This window comes from Acuticoccus kalidii (assembly GCF_021556395.1).
Lineage (GTDB): Bacteria > Pseudomonadota > Alphaproteobacteria > Rhizobiales > Amorphaceae > Acuticoccus > Acuticoccus kalidii.
The window spans coordinates 195,844-208,052 of record NZ_JAKGCS010000017.1; the positions used below are offsets into that span (position 1 = coordinate 195,844).

A 12,209-nucleotide genomic window follows, 5' to 3' on the forward strand; every position below is an offset into this window, starting at 1 on the left:
GCACAGCGAGGGCCGGAAAGGGACGCATTACCCTATCCCAATCCGACCCGTTTTGCGAATAAACTCGCAACCCTGCCCGTGGGTTGCTTCACTTGATGAGCTTGCTCACGACCTTCGCCGTATAATCCACCGCCGGAATGATCTTCGCGTAGTTGAGCCGCGTCGGACCGATGATGCCGAGCACACCGACCGTGCGCTGCTGATTGTCCCGATAGGGCGAGATGATCAGCGATGAGCCGGACAGGGAGAAGAGCTTGTTCTCGGATCCGATGAAGATCCGCACGCCCTCCCCTTCCTCGGTCAGCGACAGAAGCTGCATCAGGTCGCGCTTCGCCTCGAGATCGTCGAGAAGTTGGCGCACTCGCTCGACATCGTCGCGCACTGCCAGATTCTGGAGGAGGTTGCCGCGCCCGTGCACGATCAGCGTGCCCGGCCCTTTGGTGGTGGCCTCGCTCCAGCTCGCGATCCCCTCGGTGATCAGCTTCTGGGTCAGCAAGTCGAGCGCGACCCGCGCGTCCGCGGCGAGATCCTCGATGATCGCGCGCGCCTCGCTCACCGTCCGGCCGCGAATGTGGGCGTTCAGATAATTCGAGGCTTCCTGCAGCGCCGATTGGGGCAAGCCCCGCGGCAGATCGACGAGCCGATTCTCGACGGACCCGTCCTCGCCGACGAGCACGACCAGGGCCTTGCCCGGATCGAGCGAGACGAACTCGATGTGCTTGAGCCGCAGATCGGCGGTGTTGGTGAGGACGACGCCCGCCCCGCTCGACAGGCCCGACAGCATCATCGACGCCTTGTTGAGCGCCGCATCGACCGCATCCGTCCCGCCGCCGGCGACCTGGGCCTCGATATCCACCCGCTCGTCCGCGGTGAGCTCGCCGACATTGAGGAGCGCGTCCACGAAGAATCGCAATCCCCGGTCGGTCGGCAGCCGTCCGGCCGAGGTGTGGGGCGCATAGATGAGGCCGAGATGTTCGAGATCGGCCATGACGTTGCGGACCGAAGCCGGGGACAACTTGTTCGGCAACGCGCGGGAAATCGAGCGCGAACCGATCGGCTCGCCCGTCGCGAGATAGGCGTCAACGATCTGGCGGAAGATGTCCTGTGACCGCTCGTCGAGATCGAAGACATCCACCGTGGCGTCCACCAGCTGCATAGTCGTCCCTTAACCTCCTCAAAGGTGGGTCCCCGTGGGCCTATCGTCCTAGCCATTAATATGCCAACGGTCTTTCCCGAACGGGAGGAGAAACCATTATGCGACACGACGGCCGATCGGGCGACGAAATGCGGGCCGTCAGCCTGGAGCGCGGCATTTCCAAATATGCCGAGGGTTCCTGCCTCGTGAAGTTCGGCAACACCCACGTCCTTTGCACCGCCTCGCTCGAAGAGCGGGTGCCGCCTTGGCTTCGCGGCGGCGGCGCGGGGTGGGTCACGGCCGAATATGGGATGCTTCCGCGCGCGACGAAAGAGCGGATGCGACGCGAGGCCTCGGCCGGCAAGCAGTCGGGCCGGACCCAAGAGATCCAGCGGCTGATCGGACGCTCCTTGCGCGCCGTCGTCGATCGCGAGGCGCTCGGCGAGCGCCAGATCAGCGTCGACTGCGACGTCATCCAGGCCGACGGCGGAACACGGACTGCGGCGATCACGGGCGCATGGGTCGCCCTGTCGGACTGCGTGTCCTTCATGCAGAATGCCGGCATGATCATGAGCAACCCGCTGACTGACCATGTCGCCGCGATCTCGTGCGGGATCGTCGATGGCAAGCCGGTGCTCGACCTCGACTATCAGGAGGATTCCGCCGCGCACACGGACGCGAACTTCGTGATGACCGGCGCCGGAACGATCGTCGAAGTGCAGGGCACCGCCGAGGGCGTGCCGTTCACCCGTGACGAGCTCACCGCCCTCCTCGACCTCGCCTCGGCCGGGATTTCGCGCCTCGTCGATCTACAAAAGATGACGGTCGCATGAAGAACGCGCTCGATCTCGGCGACCGGCTCGTCCTCGCGACCCACAATGCCGGCAAGCTCCGCGAATTTCGCGAGCTTCTCGGCCCGCTGGGGATCACCGTCCTCAGCGCCGCCGATTGCGGCCTGCCCGAGCCGGAGGAAACCGAGACTACCTTCTCCGGCAATGCCGCGCTCAAGGCGGAGGCGGCGATGAAGGCGACGGGCCTCGTCGCCCTCGCCGACGATTCGGGCGTCACCGTCGAGGCGCTCGGCGGCGATCCGGGCGTCTATTCGGCGCGGTGGGCCGGTGAGCCGCGCGATTTCGGCGTCGCGATGACGAAGGTGCTCGACCTCCTCGCCGAGAAGGGCGCGACCAGCGATGCGGAGCGGGCCGCGGCTTTCGTCGCCGTTCTCGCGCTCGCCCGGCCGGACCGCGAGACCGTTTTCTTCGAAGGTCTCTGCGAGGGGCACATCACCGATGCGCCGCGCGGCACTGAAGGTTTCGGTTACGACCCCATATTCATACCTCGTGAAGGGGATGGCCGCACATTCGGCGAAATGAGCGCCGAGGATAAACACGGTGGCGATCGGCCGCTTTCGCACAGGGCGCGCGCCGTCGCATTGTTCAAGGCTGCGCTCGACGGAAAATAGCGGCATCAAAAGGGAAGTTCGCACAAGATCCGCGTGTGAGGATCGGTTTCCCGCCCGGTCATGCGTAAGGAGGGGCCATGCTTATGGCGATTGACGAGAGGGTGGAGGTGGAGGCCGGCGTCGACGGCGGCTTCGGCGTCTACGTGCACTGGCCCTTCTGTCAATCCAAATGCCCTTATTGCGACTTCAACTCCCACGTCCGCCACACCCCGATTGATCAGACGCGCTACGCCGCCGCGATGCGCCGCGAACTCGCCACCATGGCGAGCTGGACCGCCGATCGCCGCCCGGTGAGCGTCTTTTTCGGCGGCGGAACGCCCTCGCTGATGGAGCCGTCCACCGTCGGCGCCATCCTCGAAGCGATCGACGACACGCTCGGCCTGCCGAGCGAGGCCGAAATCAGCCTCGAGGCCAATCCTTCATCGGTCGAGCAGGCCCGGTTCGAGGGCTACCGCGCGGCCGGCGTCAATCGCGTCTCGCTGGGTGTCCAGTCGCTGAACGATGCCGAGCTCGTAACCCTCGGCCGCCGCCACGATGTCGCGACCGCGCGCGCCGCGCTCGCCCTTGCGCAGCGCATCTTTCCGCGCGTCTCAGCCGATCTCATCTACGCCCGACCGGGGCAGACCACCGAGGCGTGGGCCGCCGAGTTGAGCGAGATGCTGTCCCTTTGCGGCAATCACCTCTCGCTCTACCAGCTGACGATCGAGCCGGAGACGCGATATTGGGATCTCGCGAACGCCGGCAAGCTCGTCATCCCGAACGACGATCTGGCCGCCGACCTCTACGAGCTGACCGGCGAGCTGACCCGGCAGGCGGGATTCGAGCGCTATGAGGTCTCCAATCACGCACGCGATGGTGAGACGGCTAAGCATAATCTCGTCTATTGGCGCGGCGGCCGTTATCTCGGCATCGGGCCCGGCGCGCATGGCCGTGTGGCCGTCGATGGAATCCGCACCGCGACGGCCACCCTGAAACGCCCCGAGGACTGGCTCGATGCCGTCGAGCGCGACGGGCACGGCGCCGCCGAACGCGAACCTCTGGCCCAGGCGATGATCGCGGACGAATACCTCCTGATGGCGCTTCGCCTCAGCGAAGGCCTCGACCTCGACGCCTATGCGCAGCGCAGCGGCCACCCTCTCGACCCCACCGCGATCGACGATCTCGCCGGCGCCGGTCTCGTGCAGCGCAACGGCCGGCGGATCCGCATCGCGGAGAGCGCACGTCTCCTCACCAACGCAATCGTACGAGAGTTGACCCCATGAGCGCCGCCATCGATACCGCGACCCTCCTTGGCGAGCTCGAGGAGATCTTCGCCGACAACAGCTCAAACTGGGGCAAGGCCAGGCCGGAGGTACTTAGCCGGCTAAAGCGGGCACGAACCGACGCGCTCGCCGTCTGCTCCCACTCGCTCGACGAGACGAAATCGGGCATCGTCGCCGCCAAGGCGCTCGCCGATGGTCAGGACACCATCATCCGCGCCCTCTTCCGTTTTGCCGCCGAACACCTCTACCCGACCGCCAATCCGTCCGTCGCGGAACGTCTCGCCGTGGTGGCGACCGGCGGCTATGGGCGCGGCCTCCTCGCGCCCGGCTCGGATATCGATCTCCTCTTCCTCTACCCCTACCGGCCGACACCGTGGACCGAATCGATGGTCGAAACGGTCCTCTACATGATGTGGGATCTCGGCCTGAAGGTCGGCCATGCGGCCCGCTCGATCGACGAGTGCATCAAGCTCGCGCGGACGGACATGACGATCCGCACCGCGCTCCTCGAATGCCGTCACATCGACGGTGACGAGGAACTGACCGAAAGCCTCGCCCAACGCTTCGATCAGGCGGTGGTGCGCGGGACCGGCAAGAAGTTCATCGCCGCCAAGCTCGCCGAACGCGACGAGCGCCACCGCAGGCAGGGCCGAACCCGCTATCTCGTCGAGCCGAACGTCAAGGAAGGGAAGGGGGGTCTTCGGGACCTCAACACGCTGTTCTGGATCGCGAAATATTTCTATCGCGTCCGCACCGAGGCGGAGCTTGTCGACAAGGGCGTCTTCTCCGCCGACGAATACCGCCTGTTCGAGCGATGCGACGAGTTCCTCTGGTCGGTCCGCTGCCACCTGCATTTCCTCACCGGGCGGGCGGAGGAGCGGCTCACCTTCGAGCTACAGCGCGAGATCGCGCAACGGCTCGGCTACGCCAAGCGGCCCGGCCTCTCTGACGTCGAGCGCTTCATGAAGCACTATTTCCTCGTCGCCAAGGACGTCGGGGATCTGACGCTGATCTTGTGCGCCGCGCTCGAGGCGCAGCACGTCATGCAGGCCGAGGGCCTGTCGCGCATGATGCGGTCGATCACCGGACAGAGCCGCAAGACGCTGACGCCCGACTTCCACTCCGAACTCAACCGCATCGCGCTCACCAAGAAATCCGCCTTCCGCGACGATCCGGTGAACATGCTGCGCGTCTTCGACCTCGCGGATCAGTACGATATCCGGCCGCATCCCGACACGCTCCACGAGCTGCGCCGCTCCCTGCGGGCGATCGATCCGACGGTGCGCGCCGATCCCGAGGCGAACCGGATCTTTCTGCACATTCTGACCGAGAGCCGCGACCCGGAAACGCTTCTGCGGATGATGAACGAGACCGGCGTCCTCGGCGCGTTCGTGCCGGATTTCGGCAAGGTCGTCGCGATGATGCAGTTCAACATGTACCACTCCTACACGGTGGACGAGCATCTGATCCGCACCGTCGGCATCCTCGCCGACATCGAGCACGGCCGGGCCGAGGCCGACCATCCGCTCGCGAGCAACCTCATCAAGACGGTCCACAATCGGCGCGCGCTCTACGTCGCCGTGTTTCTCCACGACATCGCGAAGGGACGGCCGAAGGACCATTCGGTCGAGGGCGCCCGCATCGCCCGGCGCCTGTGCCCCCGCCTCGGGCTGACCGCGGCCGAGACGGAGCTCGTCGCCTGGCTCGTCGAGGAGCACCTCACGATGTCGATCGTCGCCCAGTCGCGCGATCTTTCCGATCCGAAGACGATCGACGACTTCGCCAACAAGGTGCAGAGCTTCGAGCGGCTCAAACTCCTCGAGATCCTGACCGAGGCGGACATTGCCGCCGTCGGCCCCAATGTCTGGAACGGCTGGAAAAGCCAGCTACTCGCCACCCTGTTCGACGAGACCGAGGCGATCATCGCCTCCCGCCACACCCGCCGGCCGCGCTCGGCCCAGGTCGAGGCGGCGAAATCGGCATTCATGGCGCAAGCGACGATGCTCACCCCCGCCCAGCGCGAGGCGATCATCGAACAGCATTCGCGCGCCTACTGGATCCGCACCCCGGTCGAGGACACCATCTATCACGGCCAGCTCATGGCGAGCGGCGACCCGCAGGACATCATCGTCGGCTTCCGAATGCTGGCCGACCGCGCCGTCACCGAGATGACGCTGATCGCGCCCGACGCGCCGCGGCTCCTCGCCGTGGTCGCCGGCGCTTGCGCCTCGGCGCAAGCCAACGTCGTGTCAGCCGACGTGTTCACCACCACCGATGATCTCGCGCTCGACATTTTCGCCCTGACGCCGCTGTCCGACGACCCCCGCGACGAAGAGGAGCGCGTCCACCGCATCGCCCAGACCGTGCGGGACGCCCTCGCCGACCGCGCGCCGGTGCCGAAACCGGTCGACGCCCGCCCGCGTGCCATCAAACAAAAGGCCTTCCACCATCCGACCGACGTCCTCGTCGCCAACGACTGGTCGGACGGCTATACCGCGATCGAGGTCTCCGGCCTCGACCGGCCCGGCCTGTTCCGGGATCTCGCGGAGGCGATCCTCCAGCTCGATCTCAATGTGCGCTCGGCGCAGATCGCGACCTTCGGCGAACGCGTGGTCGACGTCTTCTACGTCACCGGGCCGGACGGAACGCAGATCCTCGACGCCGCCTTGGAGGCCAAGATCATCGAACGGCTCGTCGACGCCTACGACCGCTCGGCCGAGGCGCGCTCCGCCTCGCGCACCGCGGCCTAGATAAAGGACGCCGATGCAGCTTCTTCGCAATTTCGCGACGGTCGGAGCCTTCACGGCGGCCTCGCGCGTCCTCGGCTTCGCGCGCGACATCCTCGTCGCGGCGCTGCTCGGCGCGGGGCCGGTCGCGGACGCCTTCTTCGTCGCGTTCAAGCTGCCCAACCTGTTCCGCCGCCTGTTCGCCGAAGGGGCGTTCAATTCCGCCTTCGTGCCGCTGTTCGCGCGGGTGAGGGCGGAGGAGGGCGAGACGGGCGCGGAGACCTTCGCCTCCTCGGTGCTGTCCTGGCTCCTCATCGTCCTCCTGGTGCTGACGACGATCGCGGAGCTCTTCACACCGTTTTTCATCTTCGTCCTCGCACCGGGCTTCGCGGCCGATTCGAAGGTCGATCTCGCGGTGCTCTTCACGCGGATCTGTTTTCCCTATCTCATGGCGATGTCGCTGGTCGCCTTCCTGTCCGGCATCCTGAACACGCTCGACAGGTTCGCCGCCGCCGCCTTCGCGCCGGTGCTCCTCAATATCGTGATGATCAGCGCTCTCGGCTTCGCCGCGTTTGCGGGGATGGACCAAGAGAACGCCGGCTATGTGCTCGCCTGGGGCGTCTTCGCGGCGGGCCTCGCGCAGGTCGTGCTCCTCGCCGTCGCCGTCCGCCGGATCGGGGTGCGGCTGAGGCTGCCCCGGCCGCGCCCATCGCCGCGGCTGAAACGGCTCCTGATCCTCGGCCTGCCGGGGGTCGCCGCGGGCGGTATCACGCAGATCAACATCGTCGTCGGGACGATCATCGCCTCGTTCTGGCCGGCCGCCGTCTCCCACCTTTATTATGCCGACCGGCTCTATCAGCTCCCGCTCGGCATCGTCGGCATCGCGCTCGGCGTCGCGCTCCTGCCCGATCTTTCCCGCCGGTTGCGCAATGGTGACGTGGGCGGCGCGTTGTGGACGCAGAACCGGGCGTTCGAGTTCGCGCTGATGCTGACCCTTCCGGCCGCCGCGGCGTTGATCGTCGTGCCGCTCGAAATCGTCGTCACCCTGTTCGAGCGCGGCGCGTTCGACCGCGAGGACGCCGCGCTGACCGCCGCCGCCGTCGCCGCCTACGGGTTCGGCCTCCCGGCCTTCGTCCTCATCAAGGTCTTCTCGCCGGCCTATTTCGCCCGTGAGGATACCGCGACTCCGATGCTCTATGCCGGCATCTCGATGCTCGTGAATGTCGGCGGCAGCATCGTGCTCGCGCGGCTTCTCGCGCCGCAAGGGCTGCCGCATGTCGGAATCGCGGCGGCGACCAGCATCGCGGGCTGGGTCAACGCGATCCTTCTCTTTGTCGGCCTTCTGCGGCGCGGGGATTTCAAGCCGGACCCGTTATTGTGGTCGCGGGCGCTCGGCTTCCTCGCCGCCTCGCTCGCCCTGATGATCGGCGCGGTCCTCATCGCGCGCGGTCTCGACGGGTGGTTCTTCAGCGCGGGGCTGCTCCAAGCGGTGGCGGCACTTGCGATCCTCGTCGGCGGCTCGGCGCTGATCTTCGCGCTGGTGTGCGAGATGTCGGGCGCAATCGGCGTTCGTGACGTGATGCGCGCCCTCAGGCGACGCTGACGACGGGGTTCAAACCCGCCGCAGCGCCACCTGGGAGATGCGATGATCCTCGCTCTTATGCAGGATCAGATCGGCCCGCAGCTTCGTCGGGCCGACATTCTCACGCAGATTCTTGAGGTTGATGCGCGTCCACAGGCCCCGCGCAAACGTCCGCGCCTCCTCGTCGGAGATGTGGGCGTATTTGTGGAAGTAGGAGCGCGGGTCGGTGAAGCGGCTCTCCTTGAGGCGGAAGAAGCGCGTCAGATACCAGTGCTCCAGCGATTCCTCGTCGGCGTCGATATAGATCGAGAAATCGAAGAAGTCCGAGACGAACGGAACGCGGGGCCGCTCGCCCGAAAGCCGCTGTGTCTGGAGGACGTTGAGGCCCTCGACGATCAAGATGTCCGGCTGATCGACGACGATCGTCTTGCCCGGCACCCGGTCATAGGTGAGGTGCGAGTAGACCGGCGCCTCGACACGGCGCACGCCGGCCTTGATGTCGGCGAGGAAGGCGATCAGCGCGGCGACGTCGTAGCTCTCCGGGAAACCCTTGCGCTCCATCATCCCCTCTTCGAGGAGTTTGGCGTTCGGGTAGAGAAAGCCGTCCGTGGTGATGAGGTCCACCTTGGGCCGCGTCGGCCAGCGGGCGATCAGCGCCTGGAGGAGGCGGGCGGTCGTCGTCTTCCCGACGGCGACGGAACCGGCGATCCCGATGATATAGGGCGTCTGCGGCCCGTCCCGGCCGAGGAACTTGTAGGTCGCGTTGTGCAGCGCGCCCGTCGCCTCGACATAAAGCGAGAGGAGACGCGACAGCGGCAGGTAGATCGTCTCCACCTGGCCGGGGTCGATATAGTCGTTGAAGCCCTGGAGGGCGAAGATCTCGTCCTGATCCAGGGTCATCGGCTGATCGGCGCGCAGGCGCGACCACTCCGCCTCGTCGAAGACGTGGTACGGCGCGAGTTCGTCACGCGAGGGGCGGTTTAGCGTATCGGTCAACGCATGCATGGGCACATGTTCTTGCAGAGGGTTACTCCTCACGACAAGCGGCTGGCCTTTTCCTCTAGGCCAGAGCGCGCGGTGCGCCGATCCAGTTCCGCGATCACGTCGTCCCAAGAGACGCCGGACACGGCGAGGAGCACCGTGAGATGATAAACGACGTCGGCTGCCTCGGCGGTGAGTTCGTCGGGATTGCCGCGCACGGCCGCGATGATCGCCTCGACCGATTCCTCGCCGAATTTCTCGGCGCACTTGTCGACACCCTTCGCGGCGAGCTTACGGGTGTAGGACGCGGCGTCGGGGTCGGCGAGGCGGTCCCGCACGATCGCTTCGAGCGCATGGACGGAAAAGTCAGCCATCGTGGTCAGCCATTGTCATAATCGAGACGCATCGGGATGCCGGCCGCGGCCATGTGCTCCTTCGCCTCCCGAACGGTGAACGTCCCGAAGTGGAAGATCGATGCGGCGAGCACCGCTTCGGCGTGACCTTCGCTGACCGCATCGACGAGATGGTCGAGCGTGCCGGCGCCGCCCGAAGCGATCACCGGGATCGTCACCGCGTCCGAAACGGCGCGCGTGAGGCCGATATCGAAACCGGCTTTGGTCCCGTCCGAATCCATCGAGGTGAGGAGAATTTCTCCCGCGCCGAGTGCCGTGACGCGCTTGGCGAAATCCACCGCATCGACGCCGGTGGCCTTGCGCCCGCCATGGGTGAAGATCTCCCAATGGTCGCCGACCTTCTTGGCGTCGATCGCGACCACGATGCACTGCGCGCCGAATTTCTCCGCCGCCCGGCGCACGAAATCCGGATCCCGGACCGCGGCGGTGTTGATCGACACCTTGTCCGCCCCGGCGAGGAGGAGCGAGCGGATATCGGACACGGTGCGGATGCCGCCACCCACAGTGAGCGGCATGAAGCACTGCTCCGCCGTCCGCCGCACCACATCGAAGAGGATCGAGCGCTCCTCGTGGCTCGCGGTGATGTCGAGAAAGGTCAGCTCGTCGGCTCCGGCCGCGTCATAGGCCTTCGCGGCCTCGACGGGATCGCCCGCGTCGACGAGATTCTCGAACTTCACGCCTTTGACGACGCGGCCTTCGGCGACGTCGAGGCAAGGAATGATGCGTTTCTTCAGCATCAGTTCGCCCCGGCCGACAGCGTGTCGAGCGCCTTCGCCGCATCGACGCGGCCGTCATAGAGCGCCCTGCCGATGATCGCGCCCTGAAGGATCGAGGCGTCGGAGGCGGCGAGGCGGGCGACGTCGTTCATGCCGGAGAAGCCGCCCGACGCGATCACCGGCGTCGTCACCGCGCGGGCGATGTCGAGCGTTTCCTCGAGATTGAGGCCGGTCAGCATCCCATCGCGGCCGATATCGGTGTGCACGATCGCCGCGACCCCGGCATCCTCGTAGGCGAGGGCGAGATCGTGGGCGGACAGCTCCGTCGAATCGGCCCAGCCGGACACGGCGACCTTGCCGTCGCGCGCGTCGATCCCGACGACGATCTTGTGCGGGAAGGCGCGGCACGCCTCGCGCACCAGCGCCGGATCACGCGCCGCCGCCGTGCCGAGAATGACGCGGGAGACGCCGCGCTCCAGCCAGAGCTCGATCGCCTCCATGGAGCGAATGCCGCCGCCGAGCTGCACCGGGCATTCGGTCGAGGCGAGAATCGCGTCCACCGCCTCGGCATTGCGGCTCTCTCCTGCGAACGCACCGTTGAGGTCGACGACATGGAGATGCGTGAAGCCGACCCGCGCGAAATGCGCCGCGAGCTCGCCGGGGTCCGTGGAAAAGACCGTCGCGCGATCCATCTCGCCCTGTTCGAGACGGACGCAGGTGCCGTCTTTCAGGTCGATGGCCGGAAAGAGAATCATGGTGTCCACTGCAAGAAGTTGCCGATGAGCGCGAGGCCGAGAGCCTGGCTCTTCTCGGGGTGAAACTGGGTGCCGATGATGTTGTCGCGACCGACGATGGCCGCGAACGTCTCACCGTGATCGGCGGTGGCGATAACGTCCTCCGGTCGCTCCGGACGGATGGCGTAGGAATGGACGAAATAGGCGTGCAGCCCGTCCGGGCCGAGCGGGATGTCTTTCAAGACCGGGTGCGCGCGCACCTCGTCGAGGACGTTCCAGCCCATATGCGGGATCTTGAGCGACGGATCGTTCGGCTCGAGGGCGCGAACCTCGCCGTGGATGAGGTCGAGCCCGTCGGCGGTCTTGTATTCCAGCCCGCGCGTCGCGAAGAGCTGCATGCCGACACAGACGCCGAGAAGCGGCGCGCCGCGGTTCAGCACCGCTTCGTTCAACGCCTCGACCATTCCGACCGTGGAGGAGAGACCCGCCATGCAATCGGCGAAGGCGCCGACGCCGGGCAGCACGATCCGGTCGGCCCGCGCCACGCGCTGGGGATCCGACGAGACGACGATCGCGTCCTTCAAGCCATGTTCGGCGGCGGCCCGCATGAACGCCTTTTCGGCGGACCGCAGGTTGCCGGACCCATAATCGATGATGACAACGCTCACCGTGTACCCTCGGGAAAGACGCCGAGCACACCCGGCGAAGACAATGTCGATGGGGCGGACGACGACCACGGCTCCGGTTGCGAAGCCGTGGTGACGTGTCGCTCGCCCGGCGGCACGAAGGAGGGATCGAGCCGCGCGGTGTAATAACGCCGTTCCGCATTGCGGTAGCGGCGGCCTTCGACGACGCCGGTCATCTCCCAGCCGCGCCGCTTCAGCGCCCAGCGCTTCAAGGCGCGCGCCTCGAACCCGAACCAGACCGCAAGGCCGATCGAGACGATAATCGCGACATCCTCGCCCAAAGTCTGCGAGACGAGGCCGATGATTCCACCGCCGAGAATCGCGATGACCACGAAGAGCAGCCACATCCGGTTGGCGAGGAGCCACAACAGCGGGAAGATCATCGCGAGCCAGGCGAACCCGTCGCGCACGAAGAGCGCCTTTTCGGCGCGCTCGGCCGGATCGAACTTCTCGTGTTCAAAGACGGTCCAGATGGCCATGGAAGACCCCCGCGTTTCGGCGCCCTGCGCCCG

At 66.4% G+C, this 12,209-nt stretch carries 12 protein-coding genes; 5 read left to right on the plus strand and 7 right to left on the minus strand.

What is annotated here, in order from left to right; all coding sequences use genetic code 11:
- Positions 1-88: 88 nt before the first annotated feature.
- Positions 89-1,156 (minus strand): heat-inducible transcriptional repressor HrcA, encoded by a 1,068-nt coding sequence (gene hrcA, locus L1787_RS11055; RefSeq protein ID WP_235708879.1) that lies wholly within the window; start codon positions 1,154-1,156, stop codon positions 89-91.
- A 98-nt stretch (positions 1,157-1,254) separates the two neighbouring features.
- On the opposite strand from hrcA, the gene rph reads away from it, so the two are divergent.
- The 5 genes from rph to murJ all read left to right on the plus strand — a co-directional run bounded on the left by rph (position 1,255) and on the right by murJ (position 8,188).
- Positions 1,255-1,968 carry a ribonuclease PH gene (gene rph, locus L1787_RS11060; protein ID WP_235708880.1) on the plus strand — a complete coding sequence of 238 codons (714 nt, stop codon included), beginning with the start codon at positions 1,255-1,257 and terminating at the stop codon, positions 1,966-1,968.
- A complete protein-coding gene (rdgB, locus tag L1787_RS11065; protein ID WP_235708881.1) occupies positions 1,965-2,597 on the plus strand; it encodes an RdgB/HAM1 family non-canonical purine NTP pyrophosphatase in 633 nt (210 codons plus the stop codon). The genes rph and rdgB overlap by 4 nt, the downstream gene beginning before the upstream one ends.
- 77 nt (positions 2,598-2,674) lie before the next feature.
- Complete coding sequence (hemW, locus tag L1787_RS11070) at positions 2,675-3,859, plus strand: radical SAM family heme chaperone HemW (RefSeq protein WP_235708883.1); 1,185 nt, start codon at positions 2,675-2,677, stop codon at positions 3,857-3,859.
- Positions 3,856-6,609, plus strand: coding sequence for a [protein-PII] uridylyltransferase (locus L1787_RS11075; RefSeq protein WP_235708885.1), 2,754 nt, complete (start codon positions 3,856-3,858; stop codon positions 6,607-6,609). The genes hemW and L1787_RS11075 overlap by 4 nt, the downstream gene beginning before the upstream one ends.
- Positions 6,610-6,622: 13 nt before the next feature.
- Entirely contained in the window at positions 6,623-8,188 is a 1,566-nt protein-coding gene (gene murJ / locus L1787_RS11080) for a murein biosynthesis integral membrane protein MurJ (RefSeq protein ID WP_235708887.1), read from the plus strand.
- A gap of 9 nt (positions 8,189-8,197) precedes the next feature.
- Here murJ and coaA read toward each other — a convergent pair whose 3' ends face one another.
- The 6 genes from coaA to L1787_RS11110 are packed head-to-tail and all read right to left on the minus strand — an operon-like array spanning position 8,198 to position 12,176.
- A complete protein-coding gene (gene coaA, locus L1787_RS11085) occupies positions 8,198-9,172 on the minus strand; it encodes a type I pantothenate kinase (RefSeq protein WP_235708888.1) in 975 nt (324 codons plus the stop codon).
- 29 nt (positions 9,173-9,201) lie between these two features.
- Complete coding sequence (locus tag L1787_RS11090; protein WP_235708889.1) at positions 9,202-9,522, minus strand: phosphoribosyl-ATP diphosphatase; 321 nt, start codon at positions 9,520-9,522, stop codon at positions 9,202-9,204.
- Positions 9,523-9,527: 5 nt separating this feature from the next.
- Positions 9,528-10,298, minus strand: coding sequence for an imidazole glycerol phosphate synthase subunit HisF (gene hisF, locus L1787_RS11095; protein ID WP_235708891.1), 771 nt, complete (start codon positions 10,296-10,298; stop codon positions 9,528-9,530).
- Positions 10,298-11,032 (minus strand): 1-(5-phosphoribosyl)-5-[(5-phosphoribosylamino)methylideneamino]imidazole-4-carboxamide isomerase, encoded by a 735-nt coding sequence (gene hisA / locus L1787_RS11100; RefSeq protein WP_235708893.1) that lies wholly within the window; start codon positions 11,030-11,032, stop codon positions 10,298-10,300. Before hisA ends, hisF begins: the two co-directional genes overlap by 1 nt.
- The gene (gene hisH, locus L1787_RS11105; RefSeq protein ID WP_235708894.1) at positions 11,029-11,679 is read right to left on the minus strand and encodes an imidazole glycerol phosphate synthase subunit HisH; all 651 of its coding nucleotides are present in this window, start codon (positions 11,677-11,679) and stop codon (positions 11,029-11,031) included. Before hisH ends, hisA begins: the two co-directional genes overlap by 4 nt.
- Complete coding sequence (locus L1787_RS11110) at positions 11,676-12,176, minus strand: DUF2628 domain-containing protein (RefSeq protein ID WP_235708895.1); 501 nt, start codon at positions 12,174-12,176, stop codon at positions 11,676-11,678. Before L1787_RS11110 ends, hisH begins: the two co-directional genes overlap by 4 nt.
- Positions 12,177-12,209: the final 33 nt, after the last annotated feature.